General features: G+C 71.7%; 18 protein-coding genes. 13 read left to right on the forward strand and 5 right to left on the reverse strand.

The features are described from left to right. Positions 1-3: 3 nt before the first annotated feature. The 6 genes from HNR07_RS22950 (at position 4) to HNR07_RS22975 (ending at position 9693) form a co-directional block, all read left to right on the forward strand. Positions 4-1152: a lantibiotic dehydratase C-terminal domain-containing protein gene (locus HNR07_RS22950; RefSeq protein WP_184366744.1), complete on the forward strand. Its 1149-nt coding sequence runs from the start codon at positions 4-6 to the stop codon at positions 1150-1152. Next, positions 1145-2773 (forward strand): hypothetical protein, encoded by a 1629-nt coding sequence (locus tag HNR07_RS22955; RefSeq protein ID WP_184366745.1) that lies wholly within the window; start codon positions 1145-1147, stop codon positions 2771-2773. The genes HNR07_RS22950 and HNR07_RS22955 overlap by 8 nt, the downstream gene beginning before the upstream one ends. Then, positions 2764-4569 (forward strand): TOMM precursor leader peptide-binding protein, encoded by a 1806-nt coding sequence (locus tag HNR07_RS22960; RefSeq protein ID WP_184366746.1) that lies wholly within the window; start codon positions 2764-2766, stop codon positions 4567-4569. The genes HNR07_RS22955 and HNR07_RS22960 overlap by 10 nt, the downstream gene beginning before the upstream one ends. Next, the gene (locus HNR07_RS22965) at positions 4521-5915 is read left to right on the forward strand and encodes a hypothetical protein (protein WP_184366747.1); all 1395 of its coding nucleotides are present in this window, start codon (positions 4521-4523) and stop codon (positions 5913-5915) included. Before HNR07_RS22960 ends, HNR07_RS22965 begins: the two co-directional genes overlap by 49 nt. Then, the gene (locus HNR07_RS22970) at positions 5912-7642 is read left to right on the forward strand and encodes a thiopeptide-type bacteriocin biosynthesis protein (protein WP_184366748.1); all 1731 of its coding nucleotides are present in this window, start codon (positions 5912-5914) and stop codon (positions 7640-7642) included. Before HNR07_RS22965 ends, HNR07_RS22970 begins: the two co-directional genes overlap by 4 nt. Before the next feature lie 233 nt (positions 7643-7875). Continuing rightward, a complete protein-coding gene (locus HNR07_RS22975) occupies positions 7876-9693 on the forward strand; it encodes an acyl-CoA dehydrogenase (protein ID WP_184366749.1) in 1818 nt (605 codons plus the stop codon). 156 nt (positions 9694-9849) lie between these two features. Here HNR07_RS22975 and HNR07_RS22980 read toward each other — a convergent pair whose 3' ends face one another. From HNR07_RS22980 to HNR07_RS22990, 3 genes are all read right to left on the reverse strand, one after another. Then, positions 9850-10254 carry a PIN domain nuclease gene (locus tag HNR07_RS22980; RefSeq protein WP_184372511.1) on the reverse strand — a complete coding sequence of 135 codons (405 nt, stop codon included), beginning with the start codon at positions 10252-10254 and terminating at the stop codon, positions 9850-9852. Next, positions 10251-10472 (reverse strand): type II toxin-antitoxin system VapB family antitoxin, encoded by a 222-nt coding sequence (gene vapB / locus HNR07_RS22985; RefSeq protein WP_184366750.1) that lies wholly within the window; start codon positions 10470-10472, stop codon positions 10251-10253. The genes HNR07_RS22980 and vapB overlap by 4 nt, the downstream gene beginning before the upstream one ends. Before the next feature lie 264 nt (positions 10473-10736). Further along, entirely contained in the window at positions 10737-11561 is an 825-nt protein-coding gene (locus HNR07_RS22990) for an NAD(P)H-binding protein (RefSeq protein ID WP_184366751.1), read from the reverse strand. Positions 11562-11647: 86 nt separating this feature from the next. On the opposite strand from HNR07_RS22990, the gene HNR07_RS22995 reads away from it, so the two are divergent. After that, positions 11648-12079 carry a winged helix-turn-helix transcriptional regulator gene (locus HNR07_RS22995; RefSeq protein WP_184366752.1) on the forward strand — a complete coding sequence of 144 codons (432 nt, stop codon included), beginning with the start codon at positions 11648-11650 and terminating at the stop codon, positions 12077-12079. A gap of 8 nt (positions 12080-12087) precedes the next feature. Here the strand turns inward: HNR07_RS22995 and HNR07_RS23000 are convergent, their stop codons facing one another. Further along, complete coding sequence (locus HNR07_RS23000) at positions 12088-12264, reverse strand: hypothetical protein (RefSeq protein ID WP_184366753.1); 177 nt, start codon at positions 12262-12264, stop codon at positions 12088-12090. Between the two features lie 71 nt (positions 12265-12335). Then, entirely contained in the window at positions 12336-13547 is a 1212-nt protein-coding gene (locus HNR07_RS23005; protein WP_312894075.1) for an MFS transporter, read from the reverse strand. A 703-nt stretch (positions 13548-14250) separates the two neighbouring features. Here HNR07_RS23005 and HNR07_RS23010 point away from each other — a divergent pair. From HNR07_RS23010 to HNR07_RS23035, 6 genes are all read left to right on the forward strand, one after another. Then, entirely contained in the window at positions 14251-14622 is a 372-nt protein-coding gene (locus HNR07_RS23010; protein WP_184366754.1) for a hypothetical protein, read from the forward strand. 32 nt (positions 14623-14654) lie between these two features. Further along, positions 14655-15860 carry an N-methyl-L-tryptophan oxidase gene (gene solA, locus HNR07_RS23015; RefSeq protein ID WP_184366755.1) on the forward strand — a complete coding sequence of 402 codons (1206 nt, stop codon included), beginning with the start codon at positions 14655-14657 and terminating at the stop codon, positions 15858-15860. Positions 15861-16071: 211 nt separating this feature from the next. Next, complete coding sequence (locus HNR07_RS23020; RefSeq protein WP_184366756.1) at positions 16072-18213, forward strand: WD40 repeat domain-containing serine/threonine protein kinase; 2142 nt, start codon at positions 16072-16074, stop codon at positions 18211-18213. Between the two features lie 16 nt (positions 18214-18229). Then, entirely contained in the window at positions 18230-20284 is a 2055-nt protein-coding gene (locus tag HNR07_RS23025) for a WD40 repeat domain-containing serine/threonine protein kinase (RefSeq protein ID WP_184366757.1), read from the forward strand. 175 nt (positions 20285-20459) lie between these two features. Continuing rightward, complete coding sequence (locus tag HNR07_RS23030; RefSeq protein ID WP_184366758.1) at positions 20460-22505, forward strand: protein kinase family protein; 2046 nt, start codon at positions 20460-20462, stop codon at positions 22503-22505. 191 nt (positions 22506-22696) lie between these two features. Further along, positions 22697-24814, forward strand: a complete 2118-nt coding sequence (locus tag HNR07_RS23035) for a WD40 repeat domain-containing serine/threonine protein kinase (protein ID WP_184366759.1) — start codon at positions 22697-22699, stop codon at positions 24812-24814. Positions 24815-24849: the final 35 nt, after the last annotated feature.

Here is a 24849-nt window from a genome sequence, read left to right on the forward strand (position 1 = left end):
CCCTTGACCGTCGGAATCAGAGTCAACTACCACGACAGCGACAAGAGCGCCCTGCTCGGCGACTGTCTCGTCCCCGCGGCTCGCACGGCAGCCGCCCGCGCGGGGATCACCTCCGCCTGGCTGCACCTGCACTGGCGGCGCGGCCCGCACTGCGTGCTCTACGCGGACGGCGAGCCGGCCGCGGTCGAGGCCGCGGTGGCCGAGGCCCGCGAGAGCGTCCGTGCCTTCCTGGAGCGCCACCCCTCGCGGCGCGTGCTGGACCCCGACCAGTACGAGGTGTTCTCCCAGCGCATGGGGCGCCTGGAACTGGTGGAGGGCCCCTACGCCCCGATCGAGGCGGACAACACCACCCAGCGGTTGCGCGGCGACCCGGTGGACACGTTCCTGCGCGGACCCGAGGCGATCGCGCTCAAGGGCCGGGTGCTCACCGACGGCATCTCCCGGGTGGCCGGTCAGGTGGGCGGTCGCGGCGGTGAACGCGCGGTGTTCGCGAACGTCTTCGCCGGGATGGGCGCGATCGCCGCGCGCTACCCCGAGTGGGGGCTCAGATCCGGTTACCAGGCCTTCCTCTCCCACTGGAAGGAGTACTTCCACTGGTCGGACCCGGAAGGCCGGGCCCAGGCACAGCTGGCCTCCTCCTACCGGGCGCAGCGCGAAGGCCTGGTGGAGTCCCTGCGCGCGGTGCACGAGGGCACCGGCCAGGACCCGTTCGCCCTGGCCTGGGGCGAGTGGGCCGACCGCTGGCTGCCCGAGGCGATCACCCTGGCCAGACAGGACCACATCCTGCCGTTCCCGCACCCGGAACGGCAGGAGCGGGCGGCGAAGTTCGGTGACGACGTGCGGGTGCGCTGGAGCGGCTCCGACGAGCGCTCCTACAGCGACTTCCACCGGGAGTTCCGCAAACTGGACTTCACCCGGCTCGGCGACGGGTACGGGTTCGCGGCGTTCCGCTTCCTGATCAACTGCTTCTTCGACCTGCTGCCGCTGATGGGCGTCGCCCCGATCCAGCGCTACTCGGTGGCGTACCTGTTCACCGAGGCCGCGCAGGAGGTCGTGGGCGAGAGCTGGGAGGAGACGGTCCGCAGGGTCGTCGACCACCAGCAGGGCGACCCGGGGCTGAAGCCGACCCTGCCGTGGGTGGGCGATGCCTGAGACCAGCGGATCCCCCGAGTCCCCGACCGCGGTGCGGCTCAAGAGCGCCGTCCGCGCCCGGTCCCTGGCCGCCGAGGGGGTGGCGCTGAGCATGGGCTCCACCGCCGTCGTCGTCCGGGGAGCCCAGGCCGACACCGTGTGGCGGGCGCTGGAGCCCACCCTGCGCGCCGGCTTCCAGCGCTCCGCCCTGCTGGAACGCTTCCCCGCACGGGGTCGTCCGTTCCTGGCGGGCATCCTCGACCAACTGGCGGAACACGGTTTCCTCCGCGATCTCGAACCCGAACCCGACTCCCTCACCGAGGCCGAACGGGCCGCCTACCCGCACCTGGAGTCGGCGACCCGCCGGCCCTACGCAGCACTGGCGGCGCTGCGCGCCAGCGTGGTCCGGGTGCGTTCGTCGTGCCCGCTGCTGGAGGCGGAGGTGCGGCGGGCGCTGGCGCGGGCGGGGTTCGGTGAGGTCCAGGCCGACACCGAACCCGCTCCGCAGGGTCCGATCCTGCTGACCGCGAGGCCGGGGGAGGCAGGTGGAGGGGCCGAGTACGTGGTCGCCGCCGACGGCGGCCTCTGGTTGACCGGACCGCGCAACCGTCCGGGCACCCCGGACCTGTCCGGGCGGTTGCGCGCCTGGTTCACCGGTCGGGAGACCGACCCGGCCCATCGGGAACCGGATGATTCGGCGCTGCGGATCACCCGCACCCTGGTCGCCGCCCAGCTGGCCCTGGCCCTGGTCGGACATGTGGCGCGCAGTGTTTCGGACACCGCCGTCCCCGACGACCCCGAGTTCATGGTGACCACGGACGAGCTGGTCAGCGAACCGCACACCCTCCTCGTCCCGGACCCCCTGGACCCGGCTGCGTCCTGGCCGCTACCCGCCCCGGCCCCCCGGGACACCGCACCGGCCGAGCCGTTGGAAGTCCCCGACCGCCTGGACGCGGTCACCCACCTGTGGGACCGCGTCTTCGGCCCGGTGTCCCCGCCCGCCCCCGAGGACCTGTCCCAGCTACCGGTCGGCCTGGCCCGGTCGGGGCGGTATGCCGGATGCGGCTTCACCACCGCCCAGGCGAGGGAGAACGCCCTGGTCAACGCATTACAACAGGTGGTGTGGCGCGCTCCGGAGCACGTTCCCCAGGCCGGCACGGGGCTGGGGCTGACGCCCGTTGCCGCGATCGGGGCGGCCGTGGGCGATCTTGTCCTGCGAGCGCCCGAGGAGCGCTGGAAGGACGTCGACCTTCCTTCCCCGTCCCCGGCGGCACGACGGCTGTGGACCGCCCTGACCCTGCGGCTCGGGGTCACCGCCGAGCTCCGCCTTCAGGAGCTCGACGGATCCGGAATCCGGCGGGCGCAGGTGGTTTCGGGACACGGCGAACTACGGGGAGCGAGTGCGGCGCCCGAGCCTGACGCCTGTGTTCAGGAGGCGCTTCTCCGAGCGGTCGCCAAGGCCCGGCTGGCCGAGGAGGCCCCCGACGCGGTCCTGCCGACGGCCTCGACCGGCACCGAAGCGGTGGCCTCGGCGCTGGCGCGCTGGGCCTTCGAGACGGGGAGGGTGCGGGTGACCGCGCCCGGAGGGGCTGACGGCTGGCGCTCGCGCGGGGTGCATGCGGCGGTGGCCGCGTGGACCTGACCACTCCCCCGGTCAGCGACCGGCGCTCCCCCGTCGGCGCGACCCTGGACCACCCGCGCACGACCCGGGTTTCGGGCGGGATCCTGCACACGGCGATGAGCGGGGCGCTGGCCGTGCTCGGCCCCTGGACCCCCGACGGCGCCACGGGCTGCTCCCGCTGCGCCGGGCTCTGGCGCTTCGACGTGGAGGGCGAACCGGTCCCCGACCGCTCCACGCCAGGCGACCTGTTCACCCTCTGGGAGGACGCCTTCACTCAACTGGTCGCCGCCGCCGACCCCGCTGACCTGCGCCTGCGTCTGCTGGCCCTGGACTGCCGCACCGGCGAGGTCACCCGGCACGGCTTCGTCCCCCATCCCCACTGCGGCCACTGCTTCACCGACGGCCGAGGGCTGGCAGTACCGGCCTCCGACAGCCTCGACCTCGAAACCCCGCTGCCGGTGGTCGGCGACGCCCTGCGCACCCGCGCCATGGACCGGAACGGCCTGCGGGCGCGGCTGCTCGACTTCCGATTCGGTCCCGTCGCGCACGTCTACCGGGACGAGGAGTCCCCGCTGGCCCTGATGACCTGTGAGACCGTCGCCCCCGGCCACGCGGGACGGGAGGGCGGCTACGGGCGTTCCACCCGCTTCACGGCCAGCGAGGTACCGGCCTTCCTCGAAGGCGTGGAGCGGGTGACCGGCGGGCGACGTCTGTCCGGCGCCGCCACCGTGCACGGCTCCTACGCCGACGTGGCCGACGACGCCGTCGACCCCGCCTGCCTGGGCCTGCACGAACCCGAGTGGTACGGGCACCCCTCGTTCGAGCCGGTCCCCTACACCCCGGACACCCCCACCACCTGGGTGTGGGGGTGGTCCACCCGGGAACGGCGCCGGGTCCTGGTGCCCGAGCACGTGGCGTACTGGCACGCGGGCCGGGCCGACGAACGGTTCCTGTACGAGTCGTCCAACGGTTGCGCCGTGGGCGGCACGCTCGCCGAGGCCGTGCTGTACGGGCTGTTCGAGGTGGTGGAACGGGACGCCTTCCTGCTCGCCTGGTACTCGCGCACCCGGCTGCGGCTGATCGAGGGCGCCGACGACCCCGACCTGCTGCATCTCACCGACCTGCTGGCCGAGCGCGGGCTCCGGCTGCGGTTGTTCGACCTCACCTCCGACCTGGCGGTACCGACCGTGCTGGCCACGGTCACCGCCACCGAGGAGGCGGTCCGCGAGGGCCGGGCGCCCGCCCTCAGCCTGGCCACCGGCACCCACCCGGACCCGCGCCGCGCGCTGATGGCGGCGGTCGAGGAGACCGCGACCAACGCGCTGATGTACCCCAAGTGGGTGCGCATGCGGCCGTCGGTCTCGGTGGAGCGGTGCCGTCCGATGCTCGACGACTTCACCCTGGTGCGGACCCTGGAGGACCACACCGGCCTGCACGGTCTGTGGGAGGCCCGCCCGCTGTGGGAGTTCCTGGACCACCCGAGCGGGAGCGTGGGCCTGGACCGGCTCACCGCGGGTCGGCCGCCCTCCTTCGCCGGGACCGACCTGGCCTCGGTGCTACGCGCGAGGCTGGCCGCCGTGCACGAGCGGGGGCTGGACGTGGTGGTCGTGGACCAGAGCAGCGCACCGTACACGGAGGCGTCCGGAACCCGCGCGGTCAAGGTGATCGTTCCCGGCGCCCTGCCGATGACCTTCGGCCACGCCCACCGCCGGACCCGCTCGCTGGAGCGGCTGACCCGCGCGTCGACGCTCTTCGAGGGAGGGGTTCCATGGGAGGCACCCGGCAGGACGTACCCGGCACCGCACCCGTTCCCGTGAGCGGCGGGGTGCCGCGCGGCGAACTCGGGGACGCGCTCGCGCACTTCCACGCGCAGTCCTACGACAAGGACGTGTCCCAGGTCGAGACGCTGTTCTTCGGTTCCGAACCGTCCAACGGCCTGGCCCGGCCGGTCCGGGGCCAGATCCGACCGCACCTGAACGCCCTGAATCCGCTGCGCGGACTCGACGCCGCCGGCCCTGCTCTGGGCGGACCGTGGTCGCCCGCGCAGCGCCTGCTCGCCGCGTGTGTGGAGGCGGTCCGGGTGCGCCGGATCTCGGCGGCGGACCGCTACCCGGTGCACCGCGCCTACCCGTCACCCAGGGGCCTGTTCGGCGCGGACCTGTTCCTGCTGCCCGCCGAGGGGGCCGCGTGGTGCCTTCGGGTGGACCCGCAGTCGCACGCCCTCCAACCGTTCGGGGGGCGGGACGCCCCCTCGGACCTGGAGAAAGCCCTCTCCGAGGCCCGCCTGGTGGTGGCCGCGGACCGGCACCGCTACCCGCCCGGGTACGGAAGGCTACGCCCCTCCCTGGCCAGGTTGGAAGGCGGACACCTCCTGGCCTGCCTCGCCCTGACCCTCACTCGGGCGGGCCTGAACCCCCGAACCCATCCGAACCCGGACCACCCCGCGTGCGCCGAGGCCGCCCCGCTCCTGCCCGAGGGGATGGTCCCGATAGCAGCCATCACCCCGGGCCCTGGTTCCCACGGCGCGACGGCCCTGTCCCCCGAGGCCGCGGCGGAGGTGGCGGCCCGCGTCTCCCCCTCGGGGCGTTCGCTGCGCGCGTGGTTGGACGAGCGGACCAGCGGGGTGTCCACCGCCAACCTGGTGACGAGCGCCCACGTGAGCCCGGAGCAGGGTTCGAGGGTGACGTCCGGACTGGTCATGGCCTTTGCCGAAGTCCGCGCGGTCCTGTACGAACCGGATGCCCTGCGGCTCTACCGACACGTTCTGGAAGGCGACCGGGTGGACGGCCGGGTCGTGCGCGAGCTCCTTCCGGACGGTTCCGAAGGGCCCGCACGCCCGGTGCCGCGCACCGGGGAGACCAACTTCTCCGCCACGCTCGGCTACACCTTCGCCGTGGACTTCCCCGCCTGGGCCCGGGCCCACGGGGCCGAGCACGCGGAGACGGTCCTGCACACCCTGCTCGGGTGGATCGCCCAGTGGGGCTGCCTCGGCGCAGCCGCCACCGGCCTGTGCGCACGGCCCATGCGCAACTACGCGGAGGAGGACTGGGCCTGCGTCCTGGGCCTGGCCCCCGAGCAGACCCCCGCCTACCAGCTGTGGGTGCGCGCCGAACGCGGCACCTACCTGGACATCCCCGTCGACGCCGCCCCGGAGACCCCATGACCCGCACCTGGTCCGCCGTGTACGTGTACCTGCACCGCAGCCGTGCCGACATCGACTCCTTCCTGCTGGAGCACCTGGCCCCGCACGCGGAGGAACTGGTCGCGAACGGACACGCCGAGGCCTGGTTCTACCTGCGTTACTGGGACGGCGGCCCACACCTGCGCGCCCGGTTCCTGGACGCCGACGGCGACGCGGTCGCGGGGTTCGCCGACCGGATGCGCGCCCTGGCCGAGGAGACCTCGGCCGCCGCCCTGGACCTGGACAGCGGTTCCTACTACGCGCACCTCCCCCGGGCCGACCCCTCGCGCTGGCACGCCGACGGCGAGGTGGTGGACGCGGTGTACGAGCCCGAGACGGAGCGCTACGGCGGCCCGCGCGCGCTGGAGGCCTGCGAGGACTTCTTCGCCGTGAGCACGCGGATCGCACTCGCCGTCCTGCGTTCGGCCCCGCGGCAGCACCAGCGCCAGGCGGTGGCGGCCGACCTGACCACCCTGGCCTTCGGGGTGCTCGGTTTCGACGACGTGGAGGCGGTCCGGCAAGCACGCGGGTACTACGCGACCTGGGACTACTCGGCGGAGGTCGCGCGCGGCGGCACCCGGGCGCGGGCCGAGGCCGAGCGGCTCTTCCACTCGGCGCCCGCGCGCTGGTTGCAGCGGCGGCCCCAGGTGGAGCGGTTGGTCGCGGGCGAGGGCGAGTCCACGCACCACCTGTGGGACCGGGGGCTGCGAGAGGTGGTCGGGCGGCTGCGGCGCATCGACGCCGAGGAACGGCAGCGGGGCGGACAGGGGCTGGCCAACGGCCTGGAGCGGATCGTGTGGTCGCTGCTGCACATGACGCACAACCGGCTCGGCCTGGACATCGACGACGAACGCCGGATCGCCTGGCTGCTCTCGCTGTCCTATCCCCGGTGGGAACCGCCGGGCGACTACTTCGACCCCGGGGTGAGCGCCCCGGACCGGCAGTACGCGGAGACCAGCAAGTACCTCCCGGACACGATGGCGGGCGCGCACCTGCCGCGCCCGGTGGCGCCGGAACCGGACCGGGAGGGCGCGGCGCTGGCCCCTGTGGTCACCCTTCCCGAACCGGCTCCGCTCACCATGTCCCTGGGCGAGGCCCTGGCCCGGCGGGAGAGCGGGCACGGCGGCTACGGCTCGCGACTGGGCCTGGGAGAGCTCTCGGCGCTGCTCGGCCACGGGGCGGGGGTCAGTCACCGCCGGGCCGACCAGCCCGGGCGGCACGCGCCGCCGCGCACCTACCCCTCGCCGGGGGCGGCCTACGCCACCCAGGTGTGGGTGGTGGCGCGGCACGTGAGGGGGCTGGAGCCGGGCACGTACCGGTACCGGGCCGACGGGCACCGGCTGCTGCGCGCGGACGGCCCCACGGAGGCGGAACGGCTGACCGAACTCTCACCGTTCCTGCGGGAGCGGGCCGACGGCCGCCCCGGGGTGGTGGCGCAGACGGTGGGCGCGACGGTGTTCCTGGTGGGTGACCTGGGCCGGCTCCGGGAGGGATACGGCCAGCGCGCGCTGCGGCTGCTGCTCCAGGAGTGCGGGCACGTGGCGCAGAACCTGTCGCTGTGCGCGGCGGCGCTGGGGCTGCGCTCCCTGGTGGTGTCGGGGTTCGCCGACGACGCCGCCAACGCGCTGCTGCACCTGGACGGGGTGGACCGGACGGTGCTGACCCTGCTTCCGGTCGGCGCGGGTGAGGGTGAGATGGTCGACGGGTAGTCCTTCGGCCCTCTCCGCCTCTCCCCGACCCTCGACCCGTCCCGCCCTCCCGGTCTCTCACCTCCCACGCATCCGGCTTGACCAGGGTGTTCACACTCTTGTCCTGACCTTGGGGACACAAGTGTCTATCGTCACTGGCATCTTGGGCTACTGGGTAGTAACATTGACTTGTTACTAGTCGGTAGATCCGCGTGTACAGACACCGCGGCCGGGGACACAAAGCGGAGCTGTCCATGACGCATTACAAGAGCAACCTGCGCGACATCGAGTTCAACCTCTTCGAGCTGTTCAAGCGCCAGGACGTACTGGGCGAGGGCCCGTTCGAGGAGCTGGACGAGGAGACCGCTCGCACCATCCTGGACGAGATCAACCGCCTCGCGACCGGTGTCGTCGCCGAGTCCTTCGAGGACGCGGACCGCAACCCCCCGGTCTTCGACCCCAAGACCAACACGGTCGCGCTCCCCGAGAGCCTGAAGAAGTCCTACAACGCCTACATGGACGCCGGCTGGTACAACCTCGACCTTCCCCAGGAGCTCGGCGGCCTCGGCGCCCCCCGCTCGCTGGTGTGGTCCGCGGCCGAGCTGATCCTGGGCTCGAACCCCTCCATCCACATGTACTCCGCCGGTCCCGGCTTCGCGAGCATCCTGCACGCCGAGGGCAACGCGGCGCAGAAGAAGTTCGCCGAGCAGGCCATCGAGAAGGGCTGGGGCGCCACCATGGTGCTGACCGAGCCCGACGCCGGCTCGGACGTCGGCGCCGGCCGCACCAAGGCCACCGACCAGGGTGACGGCACCTGGCACATCGAGGGCGTGAAGCGCTTCATCACCTCGGCCGAGCAGGACATGACCGAGAACATCTTCCACCTGGTGCTGGCCCGCCCCGAGGGCGCCGGCCCCGGCACCAAGGGCCTCTCGCTCTTCCTGGTGCCCAAGTACCTGGTCAACGAGGACGGCTCGCTCGGCGAGCGCAACGGCGCCTACGTCACCAACGTCGAGCACAAGATGGGCCTCAAGGCCTCCACCACCTGTGAGCTGACCTTCGGCGACAAGCACCCCGCCATCGGTTACCTCGTCGGTGACAAGCACGACGGCATCCGCCAGATGTTCCTCATCATCGAGTACGCGCGCATGATGGTCGGGACGAAGGCGATCGCCACCCTGTCCACGGGTTACCTGAACGCCCTCGAGTACGCCAAGAACCGCGTGCAGGGCAACGACCTCGCCGGGGCGAAGGACTCCCCGAAGGTCACCATCACCCACCACCCGGACGTGCGTCGCAGCCTCATGACGCAGAAGGCGTACGTGGAGGCCATGCGTTCGCTGGTCATCTACACCGCCACCCAGCAGGACGCGATCCAGATCGCGCACTCCAAGGGTGAGGACGTCACCGAGCTGGAGGCCATGAACGACCTCCTGCTGCCGATCGTCAAGGGTGTGGGATCGGAGCGCTCCTACGCTCTGCTCGCCGAGTCCCTGCAGACCCTGGGCGGCTCCGGGTTCCTGCAGGAGTACCCGATCGAGCAGTACATCCGTGACGCCAAGATCGACACCCTGTACGAGGGCACCACGGCGATCCAGGCCCAGGACTTCTTCTTCCGCAAGATCGTGAAGAACGGTGGCGCCGCCATCGGCAAGCTGTCCGCCGAGATCAGGGCCTTCGCCGAGAGCGACGCCGGCAACGGCCAGCTCAAGGAGGAGCGCGCGCTCCTGCTGACCGCTCTGGGCCAGACCGAGAAGATCGTCGAGATCATGGTCGGCCACGCCATGGGTTCCGCCGAGGACTCCCGCGAGCTGTACAAGGTCGGCCTGAACTCCGTCCGCCTGCTCTTCGCCTTCGGCGACGTGGTCCTGGCCTGGCTGCTCCTTCGCCAGGCCGAGATCGCGCTGAACAGCATCGACGGCGCCAGCGACGACGACAAGAACTTCTACACCGGCAAGATCGCCGCCGCGCGCTTCTTCGCCGAGCAGTTCCTGCCGCGCGTGGAGTCCGAGCTGAAGATCGCCCAGACCGTGAACCTGGGCGTCATGGAGGTCCCCGAGGAGGCCTTCTAAGCCTTCCGGGGCCGCTGAGGCCCGCCGTGCCGCCCAGAGCCGCACGGTACTGAGAAACCACCGCCGAGGGGCGGGACGATCCGTCGTCCCGCCCCTCGCGCGTTTCACGTGACGACAGGAGTCGCAGCCGGGCGCAGCCTGAGCGACGAGCTCTCCTCAGGTCACCCGCAGCCGCTCCATCGACTGCCCGGTGATCTCACCGATCAGCTCGAAGTCCTTGTCCAGGTGGAGAACGGTGAGCCCGGAGAGCTCGGCGATCGCCGCGATGAGCAGGTCGGGCACCCCGGGCGCGCGGTGCTGCCCTCTGTCCGCGAGCATCGACTGAACCTCGACCGCGCGATCCTCCATCGCGGGTGTGGCGTACTCAACGGGCATCACCGAGAGCGGAGGGCGGGACATGAAGTTCCTCAGTTCCCCACCGGATCTGGCCGAAAAGCCGATCTCGAGCCGTGTGACCGTCGAGACGCGCACGAGCCCGCGCTCGATACGCTTGGCCCACTCCGCGGCGTCTGGGCTGGAGGCCAAGCGCACGAACGCGGACTTGTCGACCAACCAGATCATTCCCATGCCCGTTCCATAACGTCCGGATCCTTGAGATCGGAGAAGGCTTCCGCGAAGAGCTCCAGGTCACCGACGGTGACCGAGGTGTCAGAAGCACGAGCTGTGCGCTCGAGGGAGCGTCTCAGATACTCGCTCCGGGACAACCCCTGTCTCTTGGCGTCCGCGTCGATAGCTCGCAGGACGCTGTCCGGAACGTCGCGAATCAAGATGTCTGCCATGGAACCACCTCCAGGTGATATCCCATGATATCAACCCGGGTCGGCCTCGGGGGGGGGTTCCCGCCGGTAGCCACTGCCCGGCATGGAGCACGGTTCCGAGCTGAAGATCGCCCAGACCGTGAACCCGGGCGTCATGGAGGTCCCCGAGGAGGCCTTCTAAGCCTTCCGGGGCCGCTGAGGCCCGCCGTGCCGCCCAGAGCCGCACGGTACTGAGAAACCACCGCCGAGGGGCGGGGCGATCCGTCGTCCCGCCCCTCGCGCGTTTCACGTGACGGCAGTCGCGGCCGGACGCAGCGCGCTGGCGGCCTCGACCGCGACCGTCAACGGATCGGTGACCGGTCGGCCCAGCAGGTCCCGTAGCTCCGGGCCGGTGCCCCCGAGGAAGCCGTGCCGGATCCCGCTGGCGATCGAGGCCAGCATCGGCGGCTGGAAGGGCAGCAGAGCGGTCTCCCGCAGCATCCGGGAACGGTACTCACCCAGACCGATGGTGCGGTGGGCGGCCCCGATCCGCTCGGCGACCCCGGTCGCGGTGATCGGTTCCCCGACGAGCTCGTAGACCCTCCCCGCGTGCGCCCCGGGCTCAGCGGCGACCACCGCCGCGGCGGCCGCCAGGTCAGCGCGCGCGACCGCGGCCACGGCACCGGAACCGAAGGCGGACTCCAGCCCCTCGGGGGTCCAGGTCAGCAGAGCACCGAACAGTTCGGCGTAGAGGCCGTTGCGCAGGATGGTCCAGGCCAACCCGCTGTCCCTGACGAGCCGCTCCGTGGCCCGGTGGGCGAGCGCGAACCCGAGGTGGTCCCCGGCTCCGGTCAGGCTCGTGTAGACCACATGGTTCACCCCGTCCCGGATCGCGGCGTCGACCACGGCCCGGTGCCGGGCGATCACCTGGTCGTCCTCCGCGTATCCGGCCGAGACGAGCACCAGTGTCGAGACGCCGCCCAGATCGAGGCTGTCCGGCCGGTCGAAGTCCAGATACCGCTGTCCGGTCGCGGGGGTGCGGCTCCCACCCACCACATGCGCCCTCCGCCCGGCCAGCTCCCGCACCGTGAGGGCGGACAGCTGCCCGTTCGCCCCGGTCACCATGATCATTGCGGCACACTCCCTGTCGTGGTTCTCTTCAGTAACCACCAACCGATCCTGAGCCGTGCGCGACCAGCGCACAAGGAGGCACTTCAATGTCACCCGGGCACACCGAGGTAACCACCGGGGCAGCCGGGGCAGCCGAGCTCGAACCGTGCGGCCGGGCGGAGCATCCCGACTGCGGAATCCGCGAGGTCCTGGACCGGGTCGGCGACAAGTGGTCGGTGCTCGTCATCGTCGAACTGTCCAACGGCCCGCGCCGCTTCCGCCGGCTCCAGCGCGCCATCGACGGAATCTCCCAGCGCATGCTCACCCTCACCGTGCGCCGACTGGAACGGGACGGCCTGGTCCTGCGCACCGTCTACCCGACCGTGCCCGCACAGGTCGACTACCGGCTCACAGAGACGGGGGCGAGCCTGACCCACCTGGTCAAGGCGCTGGCCGAGTGGTCGCTGGAGAACCGGGACACCATCGCCCAGGCCCGCCAGTCCTACGATCGCGAGCACCCCGGCAACGGCGTCCGCTGAGCCGGTCCTCAACTCTCGAAGAAGAGGGCCAGGACGATGAAGAACCAGGCGAGGGCGAAGGCCGCGACCATGAACGACCGGAGCAGGGCTCTGGCCTCCTCCGTCTCCGGCGTCTTGGGGCTCTGGGACCAGACGACGGCCAGGCCCACTCCGAGCAGGGCCAGCAACAGACCGAACCCGAACACGTGTCCTCCCCAGGTCTGAAGGAAGAGTCCCGCGATGCTCCTACCCCGAGCTTCTCAACCTCCGGGCTTGCCTAGGTTCTACCCGGGACCGGCCCGGAGCCGACCTGGACCCGCCGCCGGATGAAGAGGGCGAGCACGCCGGTGGAGAGGATCGTGGTGACCGCCATCGGGATGAAGGCCAGCTGGTAGTCGGGAACGACCTGGAGGATGGCCCCGGCCGCCACCGTGCACACGACGGCGGTGGTGAAGCCGGTCATGTTGACCAGGCCCGAGGCCACGCCGGTGCGGCTGGCGGGGATGCCGTCGCGGGCGAAGTCGAAGGAGATGGTGGGCGCCATGGTCTGGCCGAGCGCGCTCGCCGCCAGCACCGTGACGCCGAGCGGGAGCGGCACCCCGCCCGGCCATACGACCAGCAGGAGCCATCCCAGGCTCAGGGAACCGCCCAGGACGAGCGCGAAGTACACCCGGATGCCCGGCCAGCGGCCGATCAGGGCGCCAGCGACGGGGGCCATCCAGAGGGCCCCGGCCGCGAGTCCGGTGAGGGTGAGGGCGGCGGTGTGCTCAGGCAGCCCCAGACCGCCCACGAGGAACGGGTAGCCCCACAGCACCATCATCATCGTGAACGGCGCCATGACGGCCGCGTGGTGCGCCATGCCGATTCGGGGCCCGTCCGCCCTCACCGCCTCTCTGAGAGCCGACCAGAGGGGGATGGGGTCGGCGACGGTGGAGCGCCCCGCGGCGCCGGAGGGGCGGTCTCGGACCACCAGGAGGACGAGGAGCGCCATCAGGACGGTGATCCCCGTGGTGGCGAGGAAGGCCGCCACCCAGCCGACGCCGGTGAGGGCCCAGGCCAGGGGTGCGGCACTGGCCACCTGGCCGGCGCCGCCGACCACCCCGGTCAGGCCGCTGACCAGCGCGTAGCGTGCGCGGGGGAACCACAGGGCGGCGAGTCGGATGACGTTGAGGAAGACCAGCGCGTCGCCGAGGCCGATGAGGAAGCGTCCGGCCACCGCGAGCTCGATCCCCGGGGCCAGGGCGAACAGGCAGGAGCCCAGGGTCATCGCGACCATGCCGATGACCAGCGTGAACCGGGGGCCGAGGCGGTCGGCGAGCAGTCCTGCGGGCACCTGGAGCAGGACGTACACCAGGAGCTGGAGCATCGGCAGCAGTGTCAGGAGGGCGGGGCCGACGTCGAACCTGCTCTGCGCCTCCAGGGCCGCGACGCCCAGGCCGTTGCGGTGCAGCATGGCGAGGAAGTAGCCGCCCACCGCGACGCCCCACACCAGCCAGGCGCGAGCGCCACCGCCCGGCTCCGTGGGGCCGGTCCGCGTCCGCTCGGCGCGCCGCGGGGGCTCCGCGGAACCACGCACAGATGTCCAGTCACCGGATGTTTGTGTCACTTCACCGCTTCTTCCCTTGTCTGCGCCGCCCTCCAGTGTCCTCCAGAGCAGCGAGCACCCCATACACCGGGGTGACCCGGCACGCAAAACGGACGGGAATACCCCTGATGGCAGTGGGTGCGCAACCGACAAAGATCCACCTCACACAGGTAAAGACCCAGCAACCTGCGCAAACTCACTATGAGTCAGCACAGATACGCCAAGGGTCGCCAAAGCGGGTGAGACTCACGACAGCCAACACGGGACTGCAGTCCCTTTATCTCGAAATCACAACGTAGACTGGTGTTCGAAAAAGGCATTATGAGCTGCGAGTTCTTGACCCAAACAAGTCGATGCGCATTTGTTAGTTGTGACATGCGTCACACTTTGAAGCCTCGACTACGGGGGGTCAGTTGCTGCTAGCATCCGGAACGCGAAGAATAACTACGAGGTAACGACATAGTTCGCTCCTCGCCAACTTCGCGGAGGGACGTCACCAACGACCGGCAACGGCGCAGTGAACAGAACTCGCACCGCGGCGACGTGGCCGCAACAAGCACACACGGTCAGCACACCCGCGGTACCCCAACACACACTGGAGACGACCTTGAGTCACTGGCGCCTGAACAACCCCCGGGCCTCCCGGGCGAAGTCGGCTCTCGCCAGACGAATCAAGCACAAGCCCCGCCACGCCTTCTGCGCCGAGCGCGCGATCACGGCGCTGCTGGGCGAGCTGGCCCCGGTCGCCTCCCGACCCCTGTACTGGTCCGGCACCTCCGAGATGGCCGTCGCCTCCGTCATGCGCGACGTCAACGTCTGGTGCCGTGACGGCCGCTTCTTCTGGAACGACCTCTTCCAGGGCAGCACGGTCTCCCACCCCGCGAACGACCCCGCCGGTGCCGCCGCTCTGCTGAACCCGTTCGCTCAGGTCCCGGAGCCCCCGCACTACTACACGCACCGCCAGCCGGTCGCCGCCTGAGAAGTGCCCGCGCCGTCCCCCGTGCCCGCCCCATGACCGCGTACGCCGACACTGTCGTGGTCGGTCTGGGCGCGATGGGTTCCCAGGCGCTGTGGCGACTGGCCCGGGACGGGGTCGACGTCATCGGGGTCGAGCAGTTCTCTCCCGGACACGACCGCGGCTCCAGCCACGGCGAGTCCCGCATCATCCGGACCGCCTACCTCGAGGGCGCGGAGTACGTTCCCTTCGTCCAGGCCGCCTGGCGCGCCTGGGCCGAGCTGGAGGAGGCCGCCGGCTCCCCGCTGGTCATCCGCTCCGGGGCGCTGATGCTCGGCAGACCCGACTCCGGCGCGATCAGCGGTTCCATCGCCGCCGCCGAACACCACGGCCTGGCCCACGAACACCTCTCCCCCACCGCTCTGGCCGAGCGCCACCCCCGGCACGTCACGCGCCCCGACGAGGTGGGCGTCTTCGAGGACGCCGCCGGTGTGGTCCTGCCCGAGGCCTCGATCCTGGCCGCCGTCCGCCTGGCCCGGCAGGCCGGAGCCCGCGTGTGGACCCACCAGGCCGTCACCCGCGTCGAACCCGACCCCGACAGCCCCCGAGTGCGGGTCGGTGACACCGAGATCCGCGCCCGGCGCGTCATCGTCACCGCCGGGGCCTGGCTGCCCAAGCTCCTGCCGGGCGTCGCCGGACTGGGCGGCGGGGTCCGGGTGGAACGCCGGGTACTCGGCTGGTTCCGCATCACCGAACCCGCTCCCCGAACCGCGCGCCCCGAACCCGTCTTCGCCCGGGACGAGCCCGACGGCACCCTCTGGTACGGCTTCCCCAGCATGGACGGCGGCCGCACCGTGAAGATCGGCGTGCACGCGGAGTCCCCCGAGGTCCGATCGGCCGGCATCCGCCCGCCCGGCGCCCAGTGGGGCGAGCCGGTCGACCCCGACACCGGCCCCCGGCCCCCGGACGCGGCCGACGCGCACCGGCTGGGCGAACTCGCCGCCGGGCTGCGCGGGGTGGCGCCGCTGCCCGAACGCATGGCCTCCTGCATGTACACGACGACCCCCGACGAGCACTTCCTCATCGGCCGCCGCGACGAGCTCCCCGGGCTGGTCCTGGCCGGGGGCTTCTCCGGGCACGGCTTCAAGTTCGCGTCCGCGGTCGGCCGGGCCGTGGCGGAGCTGGCTCGCGACGGACACACCGACCTCCCCGTCGGCATGTTCGACCCCCACCGCTGGGACGCCGGGCCCGCACGCCCCTAGATCCACCGGTCCGCCGCTCACACCGCTCCTATCGCGCCCCGCGGCGCGGCGGTTCACCCCGGAACCGGCCGGATCAGGACACACATCTGGGTGCTTTGTCACCAACCAGCTACATTGGCGGGGTAGGACGTCTCCCCTCGGTTACCCTCTGGACCTGCCGGAACACAGTCGCGCCCTCCCGCGTCCGCACGCAGTAAGGATCCCCACCGCCGTGCAACCCCTCTCCTCCGACGACCCGCACGCCATCGGGCCGCACCGCCTCCTCGCGCGCCTCGGCGCGGGCGGCATGGGCAAGGTCTACCTCGCCCGCACCCCCCACGGACACCTGTGCGCCCTCAAAGTCGTCAAAGAGGACCTGGCCCACGACCACCAGTTCCGCGCCCGCTTCGCCCGCGAGGTCCACACCGCCCAACGCGTACACGGACCCTTCACCCCCGCCGTCGTAGACGCCGACCCCCAAGCCCCCGCCCCCTGGATGGCCACCGAATACGTCCCCGGCCCCACCCTCAAGGAAGCCGTCCGCGCAAACGGCCCCTTCCCCGAACCATCACTGCGCGTCCTCACCCTGGGCATGGCCCAAGCCCTCCACACCATCCACACCGCCGGGCTCATGCACCGCGACCTCAAACCCAGCAACATCCTCCTCTCCCCACGCGGCCCCCAAGTCATCGACTTCGGCATCGCCCGCGCCGTCGAAGGCACCGTCCTCACCAGAACCGGCCAAACCTTCGGCACCCCCGCCTACACCTCACCCGAACAAATCACCGGGCAGAACGTCACACCCCGCGCCGACGTCTTCTCCATGGCAGGAGCCGTACTCTTCGCGGCCAGCGGGAAGCCTCCGTTCGGTGAGGGCACCCCGATCAGCACCCTCACCAAGGTGATGAAGGGCGATCCCCTCCTGGAGTCCGTCCCCGAAGGGCCGCTGCGCGATCTGCTCGCCCGCTGCTTCGCCAAGGACCCCGACCAGCGCCCGGACGCCGACGCCGTCCTCCAGGAGCTCTCCGGGCTGCCGCTGCCGTCGGCCGAACACGGATGGCTGCCCTCGCAGGTCAACCAGCAGATCAACGTCAAGGCGGGCCAGACCCGACGGGCGGAGGCGGCCGAGCACACCACCGCCCCCATGACCGCCGGCAGCGGTCCGCGGACGGCGTTCGCCGCTCCCGGGGGCCCCGGCGGCGAGCAGGGCACCCGCCCCTGGTGGCGGAGCCGGACCATGGTGGTCGCGGCCGCCGCAACCGCCGCCCTCATCCTGTTGGGCGGCGGTGCGCTGGCCCTGAACGCCCTGCCCCTCGGCTCCGACGGCTCCCCCGAGGACGCCGCGGGCGGTGACGAGACCGGGGACGGTCCCGAAAGCGACGGCAGCCACAGCGAAGCGGGGGAAGGCGGGGGCGAGGCGGCGGGCGAACGAAGCGAACTCGACGACAGCGCCCTACAGGGCTTCCTCTACAGCCTCGGATTCTCCGAGGACGGGGAGGAACTCCATGTCTTCGGTTCCAACACCCTCTCCTCCTGGAACTGGCGGGAGGGGGTCCCACTCGACCACTACACCCCCACCCCGACCGGAGCCGTGATGACCCCGGACGGTTTCGTCGCGGGCACCGCCCTCAACCACATCGCGGTGTGGGAGGGCGGCAGCGACAACCGGATCGCCGTGATCGGCAATGACGACGGCGAGGAACGCGGCCAGTTCGACATGCCCGCGCTGAACTCCGACAGCACGCTGGTCGCCACCATCGGCTCGGACGACGGCACCGTCGACGGCGAACCGAACATCCATGTGTGGGACGTCCAGACCCGTGAGCTGCAGAGCGAGTTCGCCGTCGAGGGCCGCCTGACCGAGCTCTTCTACACGCCCGACGATTCCGCGCTGGTAGGTGTGGTCACCGAACCCGGCTACTCCCCCCACATCGCCGCGGTCGTCTGGGACCCCGAGACCGGCGAGGAGCTCCAGCGCTTCGACGGCGCCGAGTACTACGCCGTCTCGCTGTCCCCGGACGGCACGAGCCTGGCCATGGTCACCGACCGCACCGAGGCCCACATCGCGGACATCGGGACCGGTGAGGTCCGCGATCTGGAATCCGCCGGCCTGACGTACAACGAGCTCACCGAGGTCGAGTTCTCCGCCGACGGCTCCCTGGTCTACGGCGCCACCTCGGAGTTCAGCGACGTGCCGGGGCTGGTGTGGGACGCCGAGAGCGGCGGCCTCGTCCCCACGGACGGGCTGACCCTCAACGTCCCGGTCGGCGTCCACCCCGACGGCGAGCACATCGCCACGGCCGTCTCCGAAGGCGGCGCCTACACCATCCGCATCCTGGACTCCGACTTCAACATCGTCGCCGAAGTGAACTGACCTCCCGGAAGGCACCATGCAGCAACCCGCCCCCAACGACCCCGTACAGGTCGGCCACTACCGTGTCGTCGCCCTGTTGGGCTCCGGCGGTATGGGCCGCGTCTACCTCGGACTGGACCCCTCGGGCTTCCCGGCCGCGGTGAAGGTCGTCCGCGCCGAGTACGCCTACGACCCCGGTTTCCGTGAACGCTTCGCCCGCGAACTCGAACTCGCCCAGCGGGTCTACGGCAACTACACGCCCCGGGTGCTGGCCGCCGACACCTCCGACCAGACCCCGTGGCTGGCCACCGAGTACGTCATGGGCCCCTCCCTCCAGGACCTGGTCCAGGACACCGGTGCCCTGCCCGAGGACTCCGTGCGCTTCATGGGCCGCGGGATCGCCCAGGCCCTGGAGCGGGTGCACGCCACCGGCCTGGTCCACCGCGACCTCAAGCCCGGCAACGTCATGGTCTCCGCCGCGGGCCCCCAGGTGATCGACTTCGGTATCGCCCGCGCGATGGAGGACTCCCGGGGCGCCGAGGAGGAGCGGGTCATCGGCACACCGGGGTACATGGCCCCCGAAGCCGTGAACGGGGAGGAGAGCGGCCCGGCCGCCGACGTCTTCGCGCTCGGCGGGGTCCTGGTGCACGCGCTCACCGGCAGCGGCCCGTTCGGTGACGGCCACCCCTCGGCGGTGCTCTACCGGATCAGCAACCTGGAGCCCGACCTCGACGGCGTCCCGGCGTCGCTGCGCGGCGTCATCACCGCCTGCCTGGAGAAGGACCCCTCCCGGCGGCCCAACGCCGCCCAGGTCCTCCAGGCGCTCGGCGGCCCCACCGCACCCGCCGCGTCCACGGCCGAATGGCTGCCCCCGGCCGCCGCCGCGCGGATCGACGGGGTCGCCCGGGAGTACGAGACCGTGGTGCGGTCGACGCCCGTGCCCACCGGGAAGGGCACCCTGGGCCGCCGCCTGATGATCGTCGGTGCCGCTGCCCTCGCCCTGGTCATGGTGGCCGGGATCGGTGCGTGGGCCGCGCGGGACGCCGGACTGATCGGCTCCGGCGACGCCGCCTCCGAAGAGGAGGCGGGGATCCCGGAGCGGGACGTGTGCGACCCCTCCGAGCACCTGGCACCCGAGTACACCGAGGCCGCCAACGAGGAGATGACCCCGCCCAACAACGACGACGGGGTCTTCGTCACCGGGTTCTCCAGCGACGGCGAGGTCCTGGCGGTGGCCGGGACCGGCGGGGTCGCCCTGTGGGACTGGCGCGAGCAGGAGGAGCTCGCCCTCATCGAGGCCGAGATCGCGCCACTGGCCGGGCACCCCGTCTTCAGCTCCAACGACTGCCTCCTGGCCTACGCCTCCGACGACGGCGCGTACGTGTACTCGCTGGAGAGCGGGGAGGTGACCGTGCTCTCCGAGGGGCACGAGGTCGGTGCGGTCGCCTTCACCCCCGACAACACCCAGCTGGTCGTCGGTAACCGCGACTTCCAGTTGGACTCCGGCGTGCTGGTGTACGACCTGGGGACCGGAGAGGTGACCGCCGCCTACAGCGAGGTCGGGAGCAGCATCGACGCGGTCGCCGTCTCCCCGGAGGGCGGGTACATCGCGGCTCAGGGCGGCCTCGACCGCGTGTCGGTGTGGGACACCGAGACCGGGGAGGAGGTCGCCTCGGCCGAGGACATCCCGAGGACCAACCCCCGGGCGCTGAGCTTCGCCGACGAGGAGACCCTGGTCTACCCCGACGTCAACGGCCTGCACAGCCAGAACGTCATCTCCGACACCAGCCAGAGCACCTCGTTCATCGCCGAGGACCTGGATGAGGGCATGTCGATGTACGACTACAGGTACAGCGTGGAGGCCGACCGGGTCTACGCCACCTACCTCACCTCGATCCGCGAGCCCGAGAACGGGTTCATGAAGGTCTGGGAGTACTCCACCGGTGAGGAACTGACCGCGGAGTCCAACGAGGGCTACCTGTGGGAGATCGCCGTCCACCCGGAGGGCGAGGTCATCATCGGCGTCCCGGCCACCGGCAACGGCATGTGGGTCGTGGACTCCGTGGAGATGCGCATCCTCGACCGCTTCTGACCGGGTGCGCGGCGCTCCCCGTCCTTCGGGGAGCACCGCCGCCCGGACCGTGCCGCGGGCCGCCCGCGCCCAGCTGCCCAGCCGCTCCGGCTCAGCCCCGCGTCGCCCCGGCGCGCCCGTCAGCGCCCCGTTCACCCGGACTCCCCGCCCCACCACCCCCGAACCGGGAAGGCCCATGTTCCCCCTCCACCCGCACGACCCGCCCTCCGCCGGCCCCCACCGCCTGTACGCCCGTCTGGGCGAGGACGCCTACGCACGGATCTACCTGGGCGCCGCCGGGGTAGAGGATCCGGTCGCGGTGAAGATCGTCCGGCCGGAGTACGCCACCGATCCGGCCTTCCGGTCCTCCTTCACCCACGAGGTGGAGGCCGCCCACGGGCTGAACAGCTCCCACGTGTGCCTGATCCGTGACGCCGACCTGAGCGGGGCCGTGCCGTGGGTCGCGGTGTCACGACCGCTCGGCCCCAGCCTGGCCGAGCTGATCCACCGCAACGGCCCCCTGCCGACCGAGGCCCTGCACCCGCTCGCCCTGGCCCTCGCCCAGGGGCTGGCCGACCTGCACGCCACCCGCCGCACGCACGGTTCGCTGTGGCCGGACGGGGTGCTGCTGTCCAGCCGGACCGCGCTGCTGGCCGACCCCGGCCTGGAGTGGGCGATCAGCGGCACCGAGCAGCGCGCGCCGCACCCCGCGTTCGCCGCGCCCGAGGGCGGTGCCACCCCGGCCACGGACGTGTTCTCCTGGGCCTCCACCCTGTGTTTCGCCGCCAGCGGCGTGGAGGGGCCCGACGGCCTCGCCAAGGTCCCCCTCCAGTTGCGCGGGCTGATCGACACCTGCCTCAAACGCGACCCCCGGCTACGGCCCAGCGCACACGACCTGGTCCAGATGCTGGGCGGGCCAGCGGTGCCCCCGGCCTGGTCGCCCCAGGTCCAGTCGGCGATCGACGCGATCGCCGACGCGCAGCGGTCGATGCTGAGCACCGCCGCCCTCACCCCGCGAGAGCCCGCCGGGGACGGCGGACCGCCCGCCCGCAGGCGCGGCCGCCTCATGGCGGCGGGCGCGGGTGCCCTGGCCCTGGCGGTGCTCGCGACCGCCGGGGCGGTGTTCGCCTACGGCCGGATCGGTGACGACCCGGAGCAGGGCCCGCGGAGCAGCGGCGCGGACGGGGACGAGGGCAACAGCCTGATCACCGAGGGCGCGTGCCTGGACGACCTGGGGTTCCCCGCGCCCGACGAGCCGCTGCCCGAGGACACCAACTTCTGGGACCCCGCGTTCTCCCCGGACGGGGACGTCCTCGTCGCTACCTCGTCCGCGGGGCTCACCGTCTGGGACTGGGCGGCGGGCGAGGAGATCGCCCGGCCGACGTCGGAGGCGACCTTCACCGTCGACCCGGTGTTCGCACCGACCGGCTGCACCGTGGTCGCCGCCGAGGCCGTCAGCTACGAGGACCGCGAGTTCCCCGTACGCCTGGCGTACACCTACGACCTGCCCGCGGGCACCTCCACCCAGCACCTCGGAGCGCAGAACGGGCCGGACGACAACGACCGGTGGCTGCTGAAGCCGTTGGAGGTGAACTCCGCGGGCTTCTCCCCTGACGGCAGTCGGCTGGTGGTGTCCCTGACCGCCTCCTACGGCGAGATGAGCACGGTGGTGATCGACACCGCCACCGGTGAGCAGGGCGAGCCGATGGCCGAAGGGCTGCACTACGGGGCCGTGTTCGTGGACGACGAGCACTTCGCCACCAAGGACCTGAGAGAGGTCCGCGTCTGGAACGCCGACACCGGCGAGGAGGTCAACGTGCTCCGGGGGGACAGCACCACCAGGCTGGCGGCCGTACCCGGCGAGACACAGGTGGCCTACCTCCACGAGAACCGGGTCCTCATCAGCGACTACACCACCGGGGACGAGATCGCCTCGTTCACCCGGGACGAGTTCGAGACCGACGACGACCCCCTGTTCATCCACCTCTTCGTGGACTCCGGGCACGACCGCGTGTACACGACCTGGCAGGTGGAGTCGGCCGGGGGCGGCTGGTACTACCGCAACCAGGTCTGGAACCTGTCGACCGGCGAGGACGTCACCGAGGGCATCGAGGCGAGCGGGAACTACAGGACCGTCGTCCCGCACCCGGACGGCGAGGTCCTGGCCGCCGTCACGGTGCAGGACAGCGACCTGGTCCTGATCGACCCCGACACCTTCGAGATCGTCGAACGGCTCAGCTGACCGCGACAGCGGTAGCGGTAGCGGTAGCGGAGGGGCCTCCGGAGCCAGGGGCCAGGCGAGGACGCGGGTGTGACAGCTCAGAGACATCCACGGGGGACCCAGAGTGACGCAGGCAGACCCCGGAAGGACGGAAAGCGCACCAAACCGGGCAGACTGGTACCCGATCCCCGCCCCTGAGGAGCTGAGCAGCAGTGCGTCCCCTGACCCCCGCCGACCCCGTCCGTGTCGGCCCCCACGAGGTCCTGGCCCGCCTCGGCGCGGGCGGCATGGGCGAGGTCCTGCTCGTGCGCACCCCCGACGACGGGCTGGCCGCGCTCAAGGTGGTCCGCGACGAACTCGCGCACGACCCCGAGTTCCGGGCCCGGTTCGCCCGCGAGGTCCGCGCCGCCCAGCGCGTGCGCGGACCGCACACCCCCGCGGTACTCAGCGCCGACCCCGACGCCGCAGTGCCGTGGATGGCCACCGAGTACGTCCCCGGCCCCACCCTCAAGGAAGCCGTCCGCGAGAACGGCCCCTTCCCGGAGGACTCACTGCGGGTCCTCGCCCTGGGCCTGGCCCGCGCCCTCCAGGCGGTCCACGCCACCGGGCTGATGCACCGCGACCTCAAACCCGGCAACGTGCTGCTGTCCCCGCGCGGCCCCCAGGTCATCGACTTCGGCATCGCCCGCGCCGTCGAGGGCACCGTGCTCACCAAGACCGGCCAGAGCTTCGGCACCCCCGCCTACACCTCGCCCGAACAGGTCATCGGCAAGGAGGTCGGCCCGGCCAGCGACGTGTTCTCCCTCGCCGGAGTGGTGGTCTACGCCGCCACCGGCCGACCGCCCTTCGGCAGCGGCAAGGCGGCCGAACTCCTGGCCAGGGTCGTGGGCGGCCGGGCCGACCTGGACGGGGTGCCCGAGCGCCTGCGCCCGCTCCTGGAACGCTGCCTGGCCAAGGACCCCGCCGAACGCCCCTCCGCCGACGAGATCGTCCGGGTCCTGTCGGCCGAACCCCTGCCCTCCGCCGAACACGGCTGGCTCCCCGCCCAGGTCAACCAGTCCATCGAGGCCCACCACTCACACACCCGTGCGGCGCTCGACGCGACACCGCCCGCCACCGCTAACGGACCTGGGTCCGAAGGAACCGCCGGGCCGGGGGGTACCAGGCCACAGGGCACCGATCCGGCACCGCTCACCCCGCCCCCGGGCGGCCGGGGCCGCACCCTGCTCATCGCCGGAGCGGCCGCGCTGGCCGTGGTGACGATGGTCGGCACGGTCGGCCTCCTGGCGGCCTCCCCCTGGCCTGGTGGGGCCGCCGCGGGCGGGGAGGCCGATGCGACCGGAGCCCCGGAGAGCACCGCTGAGGTCGCTTCAGCCGAGACCTCGGACGTCTTCGGCCAAGGCCTCTTCGCCGTAGCGTTCGCCGCCGACGGGAACAGCGTCTACCTCGCCGGAGGCGGCCGACTGGTCCAGGTGGACTGGGAGACCGGCGAGGAATTGGGCAGCTTCATGAGTGAGCCCAACAACCTGACCGTGAGCGCCGAAGGCACCGTCGCGGGCACCTACCAGGACGGGCTCATCGTCTGGGATCCCGAGCTGAACCCCACCCACTCGTTGGACTCGTCCGCTCTCCAGTCGTGGACCCACCCCACACTGACCGCCGACGGCAGCCGACTGTCGGTTTCGGTCAACGACGCCGAGAACGACCCCATGGTCCAGGTGTGGGACCTGGAGACGGAAGAGGTGGCGTTCGAGTTCGCAACCGCCGGCTACGGCAGCAATCCCGTCATCAACGCCGACGGCACCCTCCTGTACGCCGACGAAACCACGAACGACTCGACCGCGACCGTGTGGGACCTGACCACCGAGGAGGTCGTCATGGAGTTCCCCAACGACGACTTCCCCGACGTCCCGATGGAGGAGGGCAGTGACTGGCCCGACCTGAGATACACGGACTTCCACCCCACGGACCCGTCCGTACTGGCACTCAAGACCAGCAACAACGACCTCGCCCTGTACGACTTCTCCACCGGAGAAATCCTCCGTCTGGAGGTCCCCGAACCCGAGCAGGAAACGTACGAGATCCACTTCTCCGCCGACGGATCGCTACTGGCCGCCAGCGGAGGGACGGAGAGCGAACCCCACGGGGGCCACGTCTGGGACACCGACACCGGAGAGCTGCTGACCGGCGAGCCGGTCGAGCTCTACTCCCAACTGGCCTTCCCCCCGGACGGCGAGGTGATCGTGAGCATCACGCCCCGCCCCGACAACGAGCGCTTCATCGTCCTGGACGGCAAAACCTTCGAGATCCGCCACGAGTTCCCCGGGTAACCCGCCCCGCGTCCTCGGCCCTCACCCGCGCCCTT

It is taken from the genome of Nocardiopsis metallicus, assembly GCF_014201115.1.
GTDB lineage: Bacteria > Actinomycetota > Actinomycetes > Streptosporangiales > Streptosporangiaceae > Nocardiopsis > Nocardiopsis metallicus.

Coding starts and splice junctions, on each gene's coding strand:
- vapB (WP_184366750.1), bottom strand. CDS start 10,472: ATGGCAGACATCTTGATTCGCGACGTTCCGGACAGCGTCCTGCGAGCT.
- HNR07_RS22995 (WP_184366752.1), top strand. CDS start 11,648: ATGTCACCCGGGCACACCGAGGTAACCACCGGGGCAGCCGGGGCAGCC.
- HNR07_RS22975 (WP_184366749.1), top strand. CDS start 7,876: ATGACGCATTACAAGAGCAACCTGCGCGACATCGAGTTCAACCTCTTC.
- HNR07_RS22965 (WP_184366747.1), top strand. CDS start 4,521: ATGGGAGGCACCCGGCAGGACGTACCCGGCACCGCACCCGTTCCCGTG.
- HNR07_RS23030 (WP_184366758.1), top strand. CDS start 20,460: ATGTTCCCCCTCCACCCGCACGACCCGCCCTCCGCCGGCCCCCACCGC.
- HNR07_RS22980 (WP_184372511.1), bottom strand. CDS start 10,254: ATGATCTGGTTGGTCGACAAGTCCGCGTTCGTGCGCTTGGCCTCCAGC.
- HNR07_RS22970 (WP_184366748.1), top strand. CDS start 5,912: ATGACCCGCACCTGGTCCGCCGTGTACGTGTACCTGCACCGCAGCCGT.
- HNR07_RS22955 (WP_184366745.1), top strand. CDS start 1,145: ATGCCTGAGACCAGCGGATCCCCCGAGTCCCCGACCGCGGTGCGGCTC.
- HNR07_RS23025 (WP_184366757.1), top strand. CDS start 18,230: ATGCAGCAACCCGCCCCCAACGACCCCGTACAGGTCGGCCACTACCGT.
- HNR07_RS22990 (WP_184366751.1), bottom strand. CDS start 11,561: ATGATCATGGTGACCGGGGCGAACGGGCAGCTGTCCGCCCTCACGGTG.
- solA (WP_184366755.1), top strand. CDS start 14,655: ATGACCGCGTACGCCGACACTGTCGTGGTCGGTCTGGGCGCGATGGGT.